Genomic DNA, 17599 nt, shown 5'->3' on the forward strand with positions numbered 1-17599 from the left:
ACCTGTTTGTTGCGACACGAGGCTTAAGGTTGCTCGTCTTCAGGAAGAGGGTGTAATGCGCTTTCGCCTTGCTCATTAAGCAAAATTTTAACTTTTTGCTCGGCTTGCTCTAACGACTTCTGGCCTTCACGAGAAAGGGCAATGCCTCGCTCGAATTTCTCAAGTGCAACGTTTAATGGTAACTCACCGTTTTCCATCTCATTAACAATGGCATCTAATTCGGTAAGGGTTTCCTCAAACGAGGGAGAATCTGTCTTTTTCGTCACTTTCGCCACCATAGCACTCAATTTTAGGCGTTTCTTGGGATTACGCGCACATTAACTGAGGGTAGCCAATGGGTCAAATGGTTTGTCAATATATGCCCTATTGCAGCTATCTATGACAACGCGTTGTGAATCAAGCCTCAGTATCAAAACTGGCGCCTAAAGTTCGACTAACGTCATTATGTATACAATAATTAAGGCAATTTGCGATAATCTTGTTATAGAAATTCTATACAATGCCGATAGAATACGAGTAATAGTTATGCAGCGTCTGCAAAAAATGAGGAAGAGTGAGTGGATTTAGCAACCGTCATAGGTATGTTGGGCGCCATCGGCTTTGTAGTAATGGCCATGGTTATGGGTGGCAGTATTGCCATGTTCATCAACGTACCGTCTATCTTGATCGTATTTGGTGGCACCCTTTTCGTTATTTTATCCCAATACACTTTAGGGCAGTTCTTTGGTGCAGGTAAAATTGCAGGCAAAGCATTCATGTTCAAAATTGATACGCCTGAAGACTTAATTGAAAAAATTGTTGAGATGGCCGATGCAGCACGTAAAGGCGGTTTTCTTGCATTAGAAGAAGCTGAAATTGACAATCCGTTTATGCAAAAAGGTGTAGACATGCTGGTTGATGGTCACGACATAGAAGTGGTCAGAGAAACCTTAGCGAAAGATATTTCTATGACCACCGAGCGACACGAATTTGGTGCCACCATATTTAAAGGTATGGGTGATATCGCACCAGCAATGGGAATGATTGGAACCCTGATTGGTCTGGTGGCCATGCTTTCCAACATGGATGATCCTAAATCGATTGGACCAGCGATGGCGGTAGCACTATTAACTACTTTGTATGGTGCATTCCTTGCCAACATTATCTGCCTACCCATGGCGGTAAAACTCGGTAACCGCGCTCAAGAAGAAAAGCTTAACCAAATGCTAGTACTCGATGGCATTGTGGGTATTGCTGATGGACAAAACCCGCGTGTTATCGAAGGTATATTGAAAAACTATCTAGCGGCAAGTAAACGCGGTACGGGCGCTGAGGACGAATAATGGCTGAAGAAGAGTGCCCAAAATGTCCTCCCGAGGGGCTTCCTGCATGGATGGGGACCTTCGCGGATTTAATGTCGTTGCTTATGTGCTTCTTTGTACTGTTGCTCTCATTTTCAGAAATGGATGTACTGAAGTTCAAGCAAATAGCGGGCTCTATGAAGTTTGCCTTTGGGGTGCAAAACAAAATTGAAGTGAAAGACATCCCTAAAGGCACCAGTGTTATTGCGATGGAATTCAGACCCGGTCGTCCAGACCCGTCGCCTATCGATACTATTCAACAACAAACGATTGAGATGACCCAGCAAATGTTGGAGTTTCAAGCGGGGGATGAAGATTCTGCTGGCGGTAGGCAGAAACAAAGAGGCGAACAGCGTGGTGGTCAGTCACAACAAACGGCTACTGATCAGTCTTCATCTGAGTCACAAAGCTCAGACCAAACCCAGACTGCTGAGTTAATGAAAAAAGTGGCGCAGCAGTTACAAAAGCAAATTCTTGATGGTGCAGTAGAATTAGAGTCTTTAGGTCAGCAACTGACTATTCGTATTAGAGAGAACGGTTCGTTTTCGGCCGGTTCTGCATTCCTACAACCTCAGTTCCAGCCTATCTTACGCAAAATTGGGGTGCTGTTAGCTGATGTGCCAGGGGAAATAGAAATATCAGGGCATAGTGACGGACAACACATTGCAAACGAGCTCTATCGTTCCAATTGGGATTTATCGTCTCAGCGTGCCGTAGCCGTAGCCGAAGCCATGCGGACAGCCCCAGGGTTCGATGAAAGCAGAATGTCGGTAGTAGGGAAGGCCGATACCGACCCTATGGTAGAAGATGCTACAACGCCGGCTGACAGAGCGCGAAATAGACGGGTAGAGATTAATATTAATCAAGGTAAACCCATGACCTCTCAACCTATATCCGTGGTTGATGAATAAAGGTTATAAGCAGAACGCAAAACCAAAAAGGGCGAATCAGATGATTCGCCCTTTTATTTTGTAGTCGTCTTACACTTCCAACTAATCTTGCCTTAAAGAGCCAACTAACGGGGCCTTAAACATCCGACTAACATTGTTTGCACATGCAACTAGCGTTGCAGGGCTTCTCTGTGATGTGGCTTAGATATTACTAATTGCACAGTGCTAATGGTTCTTTCTAAAAAACCACCTTCGCAGTATTTTAAATAGTAAATCCACATCCGCATAAAGCGTTCATCGTAACCGTCGTTTAGTAACGCTTCTTTAGCGCTAATAAAAGCCTCGTACCAATGATTTAGCGTTTGGGCGTAATCTAAGCCGATATCATGCAAATCTCGAATCATCATGTCGCTATAGCGCTTTAAATGAGCGTTTAACTGATATTGTGAGGGCAGGAATCCACCAGGGAAGATGTATTTTTGAATGAAATCCACACTGCTTGCGTAACTTTCATAACGCCTATCATCGATGGTGATGGATTGTAGCAACATTAGCCCATCGTCTTTCAACAACGATGAACACTTCTCAAAAAAGTTACCTAAGTAGTCTTTTCCTACAGCTTCGATCATTTCTATTGAAACCAGCTTATCGTATTTACCATCTAGCAGGCGATAGTCTTTTTTCAGCAAAGTGACTTTGTCAGACACCTGCGCGCGCTCAATCCACTGCTCTGCCCAGGCATATTGCTCTTCAGAGATAGTTGTGGTGGTCACATTACAACCATAATGCTTAGCCGCATACACTGCCAAACCACCCCAACCGGTACCAATTTCTAAAAGATGGTCACCTTCGGTTAACTGAAGCTTGTCACAAATTGTTTTAAGTTTGTGATTTTGTGCCTCTTCTAAACTGGCATCAATATCAGGATAAATTGCCGATGAATACATCATGGTGTTATCAAGAAAGCGTGTGTAAAGCTTATTTCCTAAATCGTAATGGGCTTCAATATTTTTCTTGGCTTGGTCTTGTGTGTTGCGGCGGGCAAAGTGCTGAATTTTTAAAATAGGCATGGAAATCCATTTAAACTTGTTCTCCCACGCATCAAGGGTAGATAAATTACGCGCAAAAATTTGCACTACAGCCGTAACATTGTCGCTTTCCCACAGGCCATCCATATAGGCTTCACCTGCACCCACGCTGCCGCCCAATAATAGTTGGCGATAGGCTTTTACGTCTTTAAAATTAATAGTTGCGTGCAAATCGTCGTTGGGGTTACCCAAAGAGGCAATCGTACTGCCATTTTCCATGATGGTAAGTGAACCATGTGGAAGTTTCTCTAAACACTTTAAAAATGCGCGCCTACAAACCTTGTCAAAAAGAGACGCTTCTGAAGGGGTACTAAATACAGATTCACCGGAAGACATGTAGTTATTATTCCTGACTTTTCTTAGGGTGGTTATAAAGTGGCGTTCGTTTTATAAGTAACTTTAACGCCTGCCAATATATGCCAATCATTGTTCTAATGGTCATACTAGGTATACGTTTCATAACCCGACTTAGATTCGCATTATCTAATGAAAGCCGTGTTAAATTTATTCCAGCACTGAATTCTCTATCGTCTCGAACACAGTCCATTACCAATGCGAGGCGATGGCTAGGTTGCGTTATTCGCCATTTGTACATCATGTCCATAGGGTTAAACGGCGATACATGGAATGCTTTTGGTGTATCTGCTTGCAGTGCCAAATCGACCAAATAATAGTGTCGCTCATTCCAAGGGGTATTACTGACTTCTGCCAATACATGGGTAAAGGAATTGTCTTTACCCTTTAAATAATAAAAATTAACAGGGCTGAAATACATTCCCCACATACGAAGCTGCCCAAGCATGTATACATCACCGCTTAAGGTATCCTCACTTAAACTGTTCATTTTTTCTAGTACGCTTTGGTCTAATGGCGTGTTGCTATCACCTAAGTAGTCTTCACGGTTAAAGCGTACTCTTGCTTTGGTATCAACCGAAAAGTGTTTCAAAGCCGCTGGCAAGGCATCAACTTCGCTTAACTTTATCCAGAATAAATAGATATGATAGTCGAACTTATGTTGGGTAGGTGAAAAGCGTTCGTGATACACCTTTCCTTCATAAATAGCGCTATCCATCAGAGGTTAACTCCAAATCGCTCGCATACATCTAATGCGCTATGTACGCCGTCTTCATGAAAGCCGTTATACCAGTAGGCGCCACAAAAATGAAGATTATCAACACCGCATATTTGGCTTCGGCGCTGTTGTGCATTCACCATAATTTCACTAAATTGAGGGTGCGCATATTGATAACTACCCAACACCGCGCTTTTATCAATTTCATTTATGTTATTAAGGGTGACGCAGTAGGTGTTCGCAGCGTCTAATCGCTGAAGAATATTCATGTCGTAAGTCACCGAAGCCGGTCTGTCTTCTTCGCCAGCATCGTCTTTTAATCGGTAATTCCAACTCGCCCATGCAAGCTTTCGCTTTGGAAGTTGGTTTGTATCTTTATGCATAACAACGTCGTTTTGAGCAAAGCCAATGGCACCTAACACAGCTTGCTGAGCTTCGGTAGGGGTATCTAGCATGGCAAGGGCTTGGTCGCTATGGCAGGCGAAAACAACGTGGTCAAATGTGGATTGAGCGCCAGATGTGTCAGTGACCTGCCACATATCGCCTACTTTCTTAACATTGGTAACACCACAAGATAGCTTTATTTTGTCTTTAAAGCTGGCTGTTAACGGGGGGATATAAGTGCTAGAGCCTCCTTTAATGGTGTACCACTGTGGCCTGTCACTTATGTTCAATAAGCCATGGTTGTTAAAAAATTGGAGAAAGAAAGTCAGTGGGAACTGCCTAGTTTGAGCAAGACTTGCAGACCAAATAGCGGCGCACATGGGTAAGATATAATAGCGAGCAAAGTCATCGCTTAGCTTTAGCTCGTTAATAACATCTTGAAGTGTCATTGAAGACGTATCGCGCTTTTCGGCAACAAAAGCCTTGCAGGCTTTGTTGAACTTCAGAATATCGCGCACAATACGCCAAAACCTCGGGCGCAATATATTCCGACGCTGTGCAAACAGACTATTTATCGTATTGCCATTGTACTCAATATTGGCCTTTTTACTGGTAACAGAAAAGCTCATTTCGGTGGGTTGATATGCTACATCAAGCTGTTTCATCAGCTTTATGAATCTAGGGTAGGTCCAATCATTAAATACAATGAAGCCGGTATCGATATGTCGTTCAATGCCATCATCGTTAATCTTTTTTGTGGCAGTGTGCCCGCCAATGTAATCGTTGGCCTCATAAACCGTTATATCAGCCGTTTTATTTAAAAAATACCCACAAGTCAGGCCTGAAATACCTGTCCCGATAATCGCTACATTTTTTGTCATTGTAATTGTGCTCTACTGCTTTTCTCGCATCGATAGCGATAATTTCTTTTGTAATCCAACAGGTAAAATATGCATAAACCGCAGGATAAAGCCAAACATGCGGGGGAAAAAAACGGTTTGCTTGTCGGTTTCAATACCTTTTAGCATAGACTCCGCCGCTTCGGTGGCCGTAATTTTCATTGGCATATCAAAATCATTTTTGTCGGTAAGCGGGGTTTCAACAAAGCCTGGCGATACCGCTTGAACTTTTATACCCCGGTCGTGTAAATCTACCTCTAAACTTTTCGTAAAATAGTGAAGGGCTGCTTTACTTGCCCCGTAAGCCTGAGATCGGGTAAATGGAAGAAGGCGAGCCATGCTGTCTACTATGACCAGTTTATCGCCTTTATCTAATGACGGAATAAGCGCTTCTACACAGTGAACGACACCGAAAAAGTTCGGTTCAAAAACCCGTCTGAACATATCTGATTCAAATTCATCGATATCTACATATTCACAGGTACCGGCATTTAAAATGGCAATGTCGCACTTGACGTTTTGTAGCGCTCGTTTCGCATCTTCAAGAGAAGTGACATCAAATTGAAGCGGCCTAATATTTGGCTTCGTGCTCAGTTCATCTAATACATCTTGATTTCGGCCGCATGCAATGACTTGATAGCCTTTTTCTGCTGCATGAACCGCTAGCGCTTTGCCAATTCCCGAGGTTGCACCGGTAATGAGTAATGTCTTCATTTCGCTAACCTCTTTTTAATCTTCTTAACAAAGAACCCGAGCAAAGGAATGTGTTCGTAAACCATTTCCCCTAAATCATAGTAATCTTTGTGATAAACAATAATGTCATCCTTTACCGTTAGTTGGGTATTCCCATCTACAGTAATTAATTTATCGCTTTGCTTGAGTTTGAGGTTCATCGTCCAGTTAACAATATGAGTGATGCTGTTGCTACTCACTGGCGCTATCATTGATATATCAAACTGACAACGTTCGGCTTGTTCGAGTAAGTTTGCAAAATACTTCTGAACATCGTCAAGGCCGTGGTGAGTCGTGATAGGATCAACAAATGTTACGTTGGAAGCATAAATGTCTGCTAAATCATCTAGAGTGATTTGGCATATATCGGCGTACATGGTCGAAAATCTATCTAATACAGTCATCACTTCTTCACTTTTTTAAAATACACAAAGAAACATAAAATAGCTATATAACTTGTTGTTACTATTGCTAATACTGCGTGGAAGCTTGTTTAAGGGTACTACTTGAAATTACTATACACGCTATTTTGATTATCGTTCTATTATTTGAAGCGTAACCAAGTTGGTTAACGTTTTTTTAATATAGTCGTTTTACAAATAAAGCGGCGCGTCGGATCATTGCCCTTAGACTAAAGTGTGAAATTTTTTCCTTGGCGATCCAATTTGTTCACAGTGGCGTAATTGCTTATGACTAAAAGAGTTAAGAGTTTATGAGTAAGACACCCATTCCACTATTTCCGTTATCTGCCCATTTGCTTCCAGAAGGACGTATGGCGTTACGCATTTTCGAGCCCAGATACACGCGCATGGTTAAGCAGGCATGCGCTGAAAACAAAGGGTTTGTGATGTGTATGCTAAACGCATCTGGCGACAAATCGCGTAACGAGCATATTTATCCGATTGGTACCTACGCCAAGGTTGTTGACTTCGATTTACTTGATGATGGCTTGCTTGGCATAAAGGTTGCTGGATTAGAGTTAGTTGAGGTATCTGATGTAGCAGTTGAATCAGATGGGTTACGTACAGGACATTGTCGTTCTGTCGCGCCTTGGAACTGCGAAATATCACCTCAGCAGTTAGCGCCTATAAATGAGCGTTTGAAAGAGATTTTTGCGAAGTATACGGAGATAGCATCACTTTATGAAGAAACCCGGTTTGACGACCCAATGTGGGTGTTAAGACGGTGGCTTGAATTGTTACCTGTAGATGGTGGACAAAAGCAGCAGTTTCTAAAAGAGGGTGGTGGTAAGAACTTACTTAACTATCTGTATGCGTTAATTCGGTAAAACGAGTTAAAAGATAATTTCTTAAATTCCATTAAACAATTGTAATGTGGAATGAGCGATTTTTTCGAACTTCTTTCATCGTTTATTTGTAATATATACCAATCAAATCGGATAAACGGACGAAACCTTATGTTAGTTGGAATTCCTTTAGAACAAAGCAATAGTACGATTAAACCGAAAGAATGCGCGGTTGAGATGTCTGATTACCTAGTAGAAGTCGCCCAAAAGCGTTGCAAAGCATCTTTTGCGCGGGTTTTTAATTATTTCGCTCCGAGACTTCGCTCATACGCGTTAAAGCAGATGGGTAACGAAGCACTCGCAATGGAGCTAGTACAAGACACCATGTCGAACGTGTGGCAGAAAGCCCATTTGTTTAATGCAGAAAAAGGTTCGCCATCTACGTGGATTTTCACTATTGCTCGAAACATTCGTTTTGATATGCTTCGTAAGCTTCAAAATCGCAAAGAAGATGTGTGTTCTGATGACCTATGGCCAGTATTATGTGAACAAACTGCTGACTTGAATGAAGCACCACTTGATGAACAAGTTACGTTAGAGCAAATCGGTTATTTGTTTGAATCACTTCCTGTTAAACAGAAAGCAGTGATTGAAGCCATTTATATTGATGGTAAATCTCAACAAGAAGTCGCTGATGAGTTAGATATCCCGCTAGGTACAGTTAAGTCGAGAACCCGCTTAGCACTTCAAAGATTAAAAGGTATGTTACAGAGTAATGATTAGGTTCCACCCAAGTGCTCAACAACTCGTTTCATTTGTTGACGGAAATTTGTCCCCAGCGGTCTCGCTAATGGTTTCTGCACATTGTGATATGTGCAGTACGTGTCAGCGATTTGTGGAACAAGAAACTGAGCGCCTAGCTGGTTCGTTACTAGAAGATAATGGTTTTAAGCCAGTTGACCTTAAAGCCGATTACAGCGCAATGATTGCGCAAATTACCCAATCGCCTTCATCTGTTGAAGCCGATACCGGTTCACAACAGAAACAATCGCCCATAAAGCAGAATATAAGCACAGAAGTCAGTATTGCTGCTAACGATTCTATTGACCTTGATGGTAGAAACTTTGTCCTGCCACGAACGCTTCAGCGGTATAAAGAGAAGACCGGAGGTTGGTCTAGCTTGGTAGGTAAACTGTGGCAAGCCCCAGTAGATTTAGGTAGCCAAGGTGTAGCTAACTTTATTTACATGGGCAAAGGTGGAAGTGTTCCTGAACATACTCATCGAGGCACTGAATATACGTTAGTCATTAACGGCGAATTCAGTGACGGGCTCAATAACTACGATTCCGGCGATTTTATTTTTATGGATGGCCAAAATACCCATACTCCACGTTCTGACAATGCTCAAGGCTGCTTGGTTTTCACAATCGTCGATCAACCCTTACACTTTACTTCTGGTATAGCGCGCCTTCTCAATCCATTTAGCCATCTTTTCTTTCGCTAACCTTTCGTAACAGTATCTTTTGTAGTTTTTCTTAGTAAAAGCTTAAAAATAAATGCAAAAAAAGCGCAGTTCGTTATGAACTGCGCTTTTTTGATCTAGCTATCAGAATTATTAGCTAATAAAGTCACTTTCAGGAAAGTTTAGCTTTAATGTCTTCATTGCGTTTCCACGCAAATCATCCAAGCCTAATTGCTCGTAACTAGATACCATAATTTCAAGCGCTTGCTGAATTTGCGTGCTTTCAGGGAAGTGCTCAATAACATATCTACCACGATTAGCTGCTGCAACATATGCGTGTCTGCGCATGTAGAAGCGAGCAATAGCTATTTCATATCGTGCTAGTCTGTCTTTAATATGAAGCATACGCTTGCGAGCGTCTGCAGCATATTTGCTGTCAGGGTATTGCTGCATTAAGCGTCTGAAATCTTCAAAAGCTTGACGAGATTTCGAAGGATCTCGGTCAGTCCTATCAATGTTCATCAAATCTTGAAACAGGTTACTGTCAGACTCCATGTTGGTAAGGCCGCGCATATAGTAGGCATAATCAACATCTGAGTGGTTTGGATTAAGACGAATAAACCTATCGATAGTGGCCAACGTCTCATCACTTTTACCAGATTTGTAGTAACTGTAGATAAGGTCTAATTGTACTTGGTGCGAAAGCGGACCAAATGGATAGCGAGAGTCTAATGCACCTAATGTCTGGGCTGCAGCACTGAAGTTACCCACTTCCATACTTTGCTTGGCTCTGTTATATAGCTGTTGCGCACCCATATTAGCCATTACGGCTTTTTCTTCTTCGTCGGAGGAGCTACTACAGCCTGCGACAGATACCATTGCACCTAATAACACAGGTGCCAGTAATCGAATTGATTTCATAATAGTTCTTTTTTCCTGCTAAACAGTATTGATTACTTCGCTGTCTAAGCTCATGTTCTCGTATTCTAACGTACTCGCGATGATAAAAACCATACAAATTCGTAAACAACGCAGTGTACCGATTGAAAGCTTGTTATAATACCCTTTTTACACTTAATAATCGGTGTTATGACACAGTCGGACAACACATTACAATTAGAAGCAACCACAGGGGCTGAGCACTTTAGTCTTCGGTTAGATCAGGTTTTAGCTGATTTGTTCCCTGAATATTCACGTTCTAAGCTAAAAACTTGGATCCAAGGCGGAAATGTGTCCGTTGATGGACAGGTTATCACAGTACCACGCCATAAAATGCAAATGGATGAGGTGGTGACTGTTAGCGCTGAAATAGAAGTGCAGGTCACTAGCCAACCGCAAGATATTGCGCTGGATATTGTTTATGAAGATGAACATATCTTAGTGATTAATAAACCTGCTGACTTAGTGGTTCATCCTGGCGCGGGCAACCCAAGTGGCACCGTACTTAACGCATTACTTAATCATGTTCCTGAAATTGATAAGGTGCCGCGAGCAGGTATAGTGCACCGTTTAGATAAAGATACAACGGGCTTGATGGTAGTAGCGAAAACAATACCTGCACAAACCCACCTTGTAGATCAGCTGCAAACCCGAGTGATGAGCCGCGAGTATGAAGCCGTTGCTATGGGAACCATGGTAGCTGGTGGTGTGGTAGATGAGCCTATTGGCCGTCATGCAACTAAGCGTACACACATGGCCGTGCGTGAAAACGGTAAACCTGCAGTGACTCACTTTCGTGTCATTGAGAAGTTTCGTGCTTATACGCATTTGCGCTTAAAGCTGGAAACAGGTAGAACTCACCAAATTCGTGTGCATATGGCCCACATTAAGCATCCGTTGTTAGGCGATCCTACCTATAGTGGTAGACCACGCTTACCAAAAGGTGCATCTGATGACTTTATCAACACTTTACGAGGTTTCCAGCGCCAAGCTTTACACGCAGCTCAGCTTTCTTTATATCATCCTGAAACGGAAGAGTGGATGACATGGCAAGCGCCACTACCGCAAGATATGCAAGATTTATTAGCGGCGGTACGCTTAGACTCTAAAGAAAACCCTGAAGATATGATCTAATCAGTGCAACCGGAATGTCTGAATCACCAATATTAGCTACTGCGCAGCGGAATTCGGTATGATAACGCCTCAATGGAATAGCCCTAAAAACGTGGTGGCTTACACTACCACCCGTGATGGCAGTGGCTGTAACAATGAAGGCGTGGCCGCCAGTCGTGGGGAGTTTGCCCAGTGTAATGTTGGCGATCACGTAGGTGATGATAAGGACGCTGTGGCATTAAATCGCGCTAGTTTACCCTACGCGAATGCGATTACGTGGTTAAATCAGGTTCACGGAAATCATGTTATAACGTTGCCTTCAGCCCAGACAGAAGGGGATGCAGCTTTTACCACAAGTACTAGGCATTTTTGTGCTGTCATGACAGCCGACTGCGTACCTGTTCTTATTTGTGATAATGCGGGTAAAGAAGTAGCTGCCGTGCATGCCGGATGGAAAGGGCTTGAGTCTGAAATTATTAGCCGCACAGTAAACCACTTTTCAAGCCAAGCTTCAGAGTTAATGGCTTGGATTGGACCCGCTATTTGTCAGCAATGCTATGAAGTAGATGCGTCGTTAGCACAACGCTTTGCAGATTATCCATCAGCAATATACCAAAGTGATATACCCACTAAGTTTCACTTGGATTTACCAGCCATTGCTGCTCAGCAGTTAGCATCGCTCAATGTTGGTACTATTATCAATAGTCAGCTTTGCACCTATTGCAATGAAACACAATTTTATTCCCACCGCAGAGCCACCCATCAAGGCAAGCCATCTACCGGTCGAATGGTAAGTGTAATAGGTTTGCGCTAAATCAAAGGTTTACGAAACTTTAATCGTTTCTCTTGAATCTCATTCAATAAGCTCCCATAACTAATGCATAGGGTATTTTGACATTATTAGGGTTTAGCCATGCGATTAGACAGATTCACCAATAAGTTCCAACTTGCCATTTCGGATGCTCAATCTTTAGCGCTTGGGCGCGATCATCAATATATTGAACCTGTACATTTAATGACGGCTTTGCTGAACCAGCAAGGCGGCTCGGTGCGACCCGTACTCGACCAAGCTAATGTAAATGTGAATGCACTGCGCTCGGCGTTAAGTGAAGCGGTTGACCGTATTGCTAGCGTAGATGGTATCGGCGGTGACGTTCAGCTAAGTAAACAAAGTGGCATTTTGCTTAATCTGTGCGACAAAATCGCTCAGCAGCGTAAAGACGAATACATTACTTCTGAAATTTTCGTACTTGCCGCTATTCAAGATAACGGTCGATTAGGCGAAATTTTAAAGCAGCTTAACATTACCAAAGATAACGTAGAAAACGCTATCGATTCCATGCGAGGCGGGCAAACTGTAAACGATCCTAATGCAGAAGACGTGCGTCAAGCATTGGAAAAATTCACCACCGATTTAACCGAGCGCGCAGAACAAGGCAAGTTAGACCCTGTTATCGGTCGCGACGATGAAATCCGTCGTGCAGTGCAAGTTTTGCAACGTAGAACTAAAAATAACCCCGTGTTAATTGGTGAACCAGGGGTAGGAAAAACCGCCATTGTTGAAGGCTTAGCCCAGCGTATTATCAACGGTGAAGTGCCAGAAGGCCTTAAGAATAAACGGGTACTTTCCCTTGATATGGGAGCGCTGGTGGCGGGCGCAAAATATCGCGGAGAATTTGAAGAACGCCTTAAAGCTGTACTCAATGAATTGGCTAAAGAAGAAGGCCGCGTTATTTTATTTGTCGACGAACTGCACACTATGGTTGGTGCCGGAAAAGGCGACGGTGCTATGGATGCGGGGAATATGTTAAAACCCGCGCTAGCCCGAGGTGAATTGCACTGTGTGGGCGCCACAACCCTTGATGAATACCGCCAATATATTGAAAAAGATGCAGCCCTTGAACGCCGATTCCAAAAAGTCGTGGTTGATGAACCGAGTGTAGAAGACACTATTGCTATATTACGTGGGTTGAAAGAGCGTTATGAGCTGCATCACTCGGTAGATATTACTGACCCCGCCATTGTTGCAGCGGCCAGTTTATCTCACCGATATATCAGCGACAGGCAACTTCCTGATAAAGCTATTGATTTGATTGATGAAGCAGCGTCGAGCATTCGCATTCAAATTGATTCAAAGCCTGAAGATATGGACAGGTTAGAGCGTCGTATTATTCAATTGAAATTAGAAGAGCAAGCGCTTGCCAAAGAAACCGATGATGCCAGTCATAAACGATTAGAAATGATTGAGCTCGAACGAGAGCAGGCTGAAACTAAATATAATGACTTTGAAAAAGTATGGCTTGATGAAAAAGAAGCCATGCAAGGTACGCAGACTATTAAGTCGTCGCTAGAGCAAGCGAAACTCGATTTAGAAATTGCGCGAAGAGCGTCTGACTTAAATCGTATGTCGGAGCTACAATACGGTAGAATTCCTGAGTTAGAAGCTAAGCTTGAACGGGCCTCTGAAAATGAAACCCGAGAAACTAAGCTAGTTAAAAATAAAGTCACCGATGTTGAAATTGCCGATGTCTTGTCACGTTGGACGGGGATCCCAGTAGCTAAAATGCTAGAAGGCGAACGTGATAAACTTCTTAAAATGGAAGACGTATTACACAAACGTGTAGTAGGGCAGGGGGAAGCGGTTGAGGCTGTGTCTAACGCAATCAGGCGTTCTCGAGCAGGTCTTGCCGATCCTAATCGACCTATCGGTTCTTTCCTATTTTTGGGGCCAACAGGGGTGGGGAAAACTGAATTATGTAAAGCGCTAGCCGGTTTTATGTTCGACACCGAAGACGCCATGGTGCGTATTGATATGTCGGAATTCATGGAGCGGCACTCTGTGGCCCGCTTAGTTGGCGCACCTCCCGGTTATGTTGGGTATGAAGAAGGCGGCTATTTAACTGAAGCGGTGCGCAGAAAGCCTTATTCAGTTATTTTGCTCGACGAAGTAGAAAAAGCACACCCTGATGTTTTTAATATCTTACTACAGGTATTAGACGACGGTCGCTTAACCGATGGGCAAGGTCGCACAGTTGATTTCAAAAACACCGTAGTGATCATGACGTCTAACTTAGGCTCTGACATTATTCAAACGCAACATGAAGAAAGTCAGTACGAAGAAATGAAAGCGTCAGTAATGTCGGTGGTAGGGCAGCATTTCCGCCCTGAGTTTATCAACCGAGTTGATGACATTGTGGTATTCCACCCACTTGGCAAAGACGAAATTAAATCAATCGCCAAAATTCAACTGGCAGCACTGCGTGCTAGATTAGTAGAAAAAGGCTACAAGCTTAATTTATCTGGCGCGGCTATGGACAAACTCGCTGATGCTGGCTTCGATCCTGTATATGGTGCGCGGCCACTCAAACGGGCGATTCAGGTTCATATAGAAAATCCACTTGCACAAAAGTTACTTTCAGGTGATTTGGTGCCAGATTCTGTTATTAGAATAGATGTAGATAATGAAAAGCTAGTGATTTCAAATCAGTGATTAATTAACTATGCCGCGAAATTGAGCGTGTAGATAAAACAAAGCCACACATCTTGGTAGATAGTGTGGCTTTTTTATATATAAAGTAAAAAAGTTAACGAGCGTAATTAAAGACTATCGAGCAGGCTTTGTGCTTCAGGACGCTTAAAGAAAGGGCGTTTCACATTTACCGCAAAGGTTAGCTCTTCTATTGCTTCCTCGATTCTGCCTAACTTCGCCAATGTATAACCAAGATGATAGCGAATATTAGGGTCATTGGCATCTCGGGCAAAGGCGTCGCGTAATAGTTTAAGGCTGGTTTCATATTCGCCTCGCAATGCTTTTATATGACCAAAGGTATCAAGTATTTTGGCTGAATTAGGCTGTAGTTCGAAGGCTGTATTAGCGTATGCGTGGGCTGTTTCTAATGAATCCTCAACGGCCATAATAGCCAAACGGTTATAAGCCTCAGCAGGATTAAGTGTATTTGGGTTCTCGACTAACTCTTTGTATAGCGCGGTAGACTCTTCAAAATCACGAATGAAAAACAAATATTGCGCTAATAAATTTTTCGCTAATAGATTAGCGTCATTTTCTGCTATCAATTCTCTAGATTTAGATAGAAAGGTGTCTACAAATTCTTCGTTCAACGCGTAATTATAAATGGCAACGAAAGCTTGAGAAAAGCTTGGGTTAACATCCAGAGCCTTGAGGTAAGCATCGACTGCTGCCTTGTCTTGGTTCAAATTAGCTTCTAAACGGCCAATCAAATACCAATAAATTGGACTTTGCTCTTTTGCTTTTGGCATGCCATTTAACAGTGACTTAGCTTTAGTATTGTTTTGTAAGTCGAGCAGTAAGCTGGCGTACCGTAAAGAAATAAAGCTATTCTCTGGCGAAATACTGTATGCCCGCTCCATCGCGTTGAGCGATAGGTCATTGTTGCCTAGCGAGCGTATCAAATCGGAATACGTTACTAAATCTCTTGGGTTGTCGTTAATAAAATTGCGAACAATATTGAGCGTCTTTTCTGCTTCAGCACGCTGCTTTGAGTTTATGAGTAGCGATGCTTTTCGAAGTAAGTACTCTGCGTTATCGAAGTTATCCTTTAACAGTAAATCTAAATGATACAACGCATTTTTTGTATCACCTTGCTGTTGGTACAAGGATGACAGCCTTTCTCTTGAACCCACATTTGATGGGTCTAAGGTAAGTATATCGAGATAAATCTGTTTCGCTGGTTCTACATAGCCCTGTTTAGTCATGTTGAACGCTTTCAACATTAGGGTTTCACTGTGCTGTGGCGATAGGATAAGTAACTCTTCTACCAGCGCGTTTGATTCATCAACATTACCCAAACGACTTTCTGTAGCTGCTAAGTTAAACTTCGCAGGAAAGAGGGTAGGGTTTTGCTCGAGTGCTTTTTCAATATTTTCTTTTGCCGCTACTAGTTGCCCCTGTCTAATAAGAATACCGGCTTTTAAATTATAAACCTCGGCTTCATCAGGGAATAGCTTGTTTAGCAAGTTAGCCCCTTCAAGGGCTGGTTCAAAACGCTCTGCTTGCAAATTCATTAACGAATAAGTAAATAGAAAACCGGCATTCTGTGTGTATTTTGGCAGGTTCTCTTGAAGAATAGACAAGGCTTGATCTTGTTTACCTCTAGCCGCCATCAACTTAATTTTGAATAGTTGAAGTTTTCCTTCACCAGGATACTTTTCTTCTAAATTTCGAAGCAGTCGTTCAGCTTTAAATGCCTTTTTTTGACGAATGAAAAGGTCACCCAACATAAGTGCAGAGTCGGGGTTTTCCATTAAAGGCTCTTGATAGCGTTCTAGAAGTAGCAGTGCTTGTTTGTCTTGCTGGGTAGCCATATAAACTTGACTGAGCATTAGTACTGCTTGCAAGTCTTCGGGCTCTTTTTGCAGATAAGCGGAAAAATCTTTAGCTGCTGTTTCCATGTTGTTATTGAAAAAGTTAGTTAAACCACTGATATAAAGCAGCATAGGTTGAGAGGTAATTAACTCTGGATCGAGCTGCGCCATAAAGTCATTTAGCTCTTTTAGCTTTTTATTATCAATGGCCTCTTTGTTATCTCTACTTTGCAACCAGCTGTTCAACAGGATAGCTAAAGGATCGTTTGGCGTATCTTCAATAATTTCATCAACAAACAACTTTGCCGTATCGTAGTCTTTCGCTTCCAAATACAAATCAACTAAATTACGAAGTGCAATAGGATCGTTTCGATTAAAGGTAAGCGCTTTTTGTAAATTGGCAGTAGCGGCATCTTTATCGCCTTGGCGGTAAGCTAATTGTCCTTTTAATCTCCATGAAATAGCGTTTTCTGGCTCGATGGAAATAGCGTCCTGTATCAGTTGGTTGGCCTCAACTAACTCTTCGTTTTGCAAAGCAATAGAGGCTAGCCCATTTATCGCTGGCACAAAATTAGGTGAAGAGGCCACAATCGTATTGTAATCTTTAAGCGCACATTCATTATCTTCTAATCGAACGCACGCGGTAGCTCTTATCAGTAACCACTCCCGCTGAGCGTCACCAGATAACTTGTCCACATCGGTGAAATCGACGATGCTTTGATACTTGTTCATGAACAACCAGGTATTGCCCAGCAACTCAGCCAATAAATTTATATCGGCGCCCATTTCTAGCGCTTCTACAAATTCCAATTCAGCTGCGTTTAAATAACCGTTAATAAGTAAAATTTCACCCATCAACATTTTTGCAGCAAGGTTTTCGGGATCTTTTTGTAAGCTGTTTTTTAGGTGTATATAGGCTTCATCGTAAGCAGTCTCGTTAAAAGCCGAGAGTGCTTTTTCATAATCTTCAGAAGTTGTTGCGAAACTATTGAAAGCAAAAAATGAGGTTGCGATAGCCGAGACAAGTGCTCGCTTGAAAAAACCTTTTTTATTATTAACCAAATCCATAATTACCTTAAAATATTACCCAG

Annotated in this window: 16 protein-coding genes; 8 read left to right on the forward strand and 8 right to left on the reverse strand. The window is 42.5% G+C overall.

The window, feature by feature from the left end; genetic code table 11:
• Positions 1 to 23 precede the first annotated feature (23 nt).
• On the reverse strand, positions 24 to 266 hold the full coding sequence (xseB, locus tag R1T43_RS07640; RefSeq protein WP_082605035.1) for an exodeoxyribonuclease VII small subunit: 243 nt from the start codon (positions 264 to 266) through the stop codon (positions 24 to 26).
• A gap of 291 nt (positions 267 to 557) precedes the next feature.
• On the opposite strand from xseB, the gene pomA reads away from it, so the two are divergent.
• Positions 558 to 1322 (forward strand): flagellar motor protein PomA, encoded by a 765-nt coding sequence (gene pomA, locus R1T43_RS07645; protein WP_013783372.1) that lies wholly within the window; start codon positions 558 to 560, stop codon positions 1320 to 1322.
• Positions 1322 to 2251, forward strand: a complete 930-nt coding sequence (locus R1T43_RS07650; RefSeq protein ID WP_317354588.1) for a flagellar motor protein MotB — start codon at positions 1322 to 1324, stop codon at positions 2249 to 2251. The genes pomA and R1T43_RS07650 overlap by 1 nt, the downstream gene beginning before the upstream one ends.
• Before the next feature lie 149 nt (positions 2252 to 2400).
• On the opposite strand, the gene R1T43_RS07655 is transcribed toward R1T43_RS07650, so the two are convergent.
• The 5 genes from R1T43_RS07655 to R1T43_RS07675 are packed head-to-tail and all read right to left on the reverse strand — an operon-like array spanning position 2401 to position 6809.
• Positions 2401 to 3654: a cyclopropane-fatty-acyl-phospholipid synthase family protein gene (locus R1T43_RS07655; protein ID WP_317354591.1), complete on the reverse strand. Its 1254-nt coding sequence runs from the start codon at positions 3652 to 3654 to the stop codon at positions 2401 to 2403.
• 7 nt (positions 3655 to 3661) lie between these two features.
• Positions 3662 to 4390 carry a DUF1365 domain-containing protein gene (locus R1T43_RS07660; RefSeq protein WP_317354594.1) on the reverse strand — a complete coding sequence of 243 codons (729 nt, stop codon included), beginning with the start codon at positions 4388 to 4390 and terminating at the stop codon, positions 3662 to 3664.
• Positions 4390 to 5655 (reverse strand): NAD(P)/FAD-dependent oxidoreductase, encoded by a 1266-nt coding sequence (locus R1T43_RS07665; RefSeq protein ID WP_317354597.1) that lies wholly within the window; start codon positions 5653 to 5655, stop codon positions 4390 to 4392. Before R1T43_RS07665 ends, R1T43_RS07660 begins: the two co-directional genes overlap by 1 nt.
• Before the next feature lie 12 nt (positions 5656 to 5667).
• Positions 5668 to 6387 carry an SDR family NAD(P)-dependent oxidoreductase gene (locus R1T43_RS07670; RefSeq protein ID WP_317354600.1) on the reverse strand — a complete coding sequence of 240 codons (720 nt, stop codon included), beginning with the start codon at positions 6385 to 6387 and terminating at the stop codon, positions 5668 to 5670.
• A complete protein-coding gene (locus tag R1T43_RS07675; protein ID WP_317355740.1) occupies positions 6384 to 6809 on the reverse strand; it encodes a nuclear transport factor 2 family protein in 426 nt (141 codons plus the stop codon). Before R1T43_RS07675 ends, R1T43_RS07670 begins: the two co-directional genes overlap by 4 nt.
• Before the next feature lie 308 nt (positions 6810 to 7117).
• Between R1T43_RS07675 and R1T43_RS07680 the strand changes: the two genes are divergently transcribed.
• From R1T43_RS07680 to R1T43_RS07690, 3 genes are all read left to right on the forward strand, one after another.
• Entirely contained in the window at positions 7118 to 7693 is a 576-nt protein-coding gene (locus R1T43_RS07680; protein WP_211070633.1) for an LON peptidase substrate-binding domain-containing protein, read from the forward strand.
• A gap of 129 nt (positions 7694 to 7822) precedes the next feature.
• Entirely contained in the window at positions 7823 to 8434 is a 612-nt protein-coding gene (locus R1T43_RS07685) for a sigma-70 family RNA polymerase sigma factor (protein ID WP_282145072.1), read from the forward strand.
• On the forward strand, positions 8427 to 9155 hold the full coding sequence (locus tag R1T43_RS07690) for a ChrR family anti-sigma-E factor (protein ID WP_317354605.1): 729 nt from the start codon (positions 8427 to 8429) through the stop codon (positions 9153 to 9155). Before R1T43_RS07685 ends, R1T43_RS07690 begins: the two co-directional genes overlap by 8 nt.
• Before the next feature lie 111 nt (positions 9156 to 9266).
• Here the strand turns inward: R1T43_RS07690 and R1T43_RS07695 are convergent, their stop codons facing one another.
• The gene (locus tag R1T43_RS07695; RefSeq protein WP_013783382.1) at positions 9267 to 10034 is read right to left on the reverse strand and encodes an outer membrane protein assembly factor BamD; all 768 of its coding nucleotides are present in this window, start codon (positions 10032 to 10034) and stop codon (positions 9267 to 9269) included.
• Between the two features lie 168 nt (positions 10035 to 10202).
• Between R1T43_RS07695 and rluD the strand changes: the two genes are divergently transcribed.
• The 3 genes from rluD (at position 10203) to clpB (ending at position 14655) form a co-directional block, all read left to right on the forward strand.
• Positions 10203 to 11186 (forward strand): 23S rRNA pseudouridine(1911/1915/1917) synthase RluD, encoded by a 984-nt coding sequence (gene rluD / locus R1T43_RS07700; protein WP_057790736.1) that lies wholly within the window; start codon positions 10203 to 10205, stop codon positions 11184 to 11186.
• A gap of 58 nt (positions 11187 to 11244) precedes the next feature.
• Positions 11245 to 11979 (forward strand): peptidoglycan editing factor PgeF, encoded by a 735-nt coding sequence (pgeF, locus tag R1T43_RS07705; RefSeq protein WP_317354612.1) that lies wholly within the window; start codon positions 11245 to 11247, stop codon positions 11977 to 11979.
• 99 nt (positions 11980 to 12078) lie between these two features.
• Positions 12079 to 14655, forward strand: coding sequence for an ATP-dependent chaperone ClpB (gene clpB / locus R1T43_RS07710; RefSeq protein WP_211070637.1), 2577 nt, complete (start codon positions 12079 to 12081; stop codon positions 14653 to 14655).
• Positions 14656 to 14762: 107 nt separating this feature from the next.
• On the opposite strand, the gene prsT is transcribed toward clpB, so the two are convergent.
• The gene (gene prsT, locus R1T43_RS07715) at positions 14763 to 17576 is read right to left on the reverse strand and encodes an XrtA/PEP-CTERM system TPR-repeat protein PrsT (RefSeq protein WP_317354615.1); all 2814 of its coding nucleotides are present in this window, start codon (positions 17574 to 17576) and stop codon (positions 14763 to 14765) included.
• Positions 17577 to 17599 lie beyond the last annotated feature (23 nt).

Source organism: Alteromonas sp. CI.11.F.A3 (assembly GCF_032925565.1).
Classification (GTDB): Bacteria; Pseudomonadota; Gammaproteobacteria; order Enterobacterales; family Alteromonadaceae; genus Alteromonas.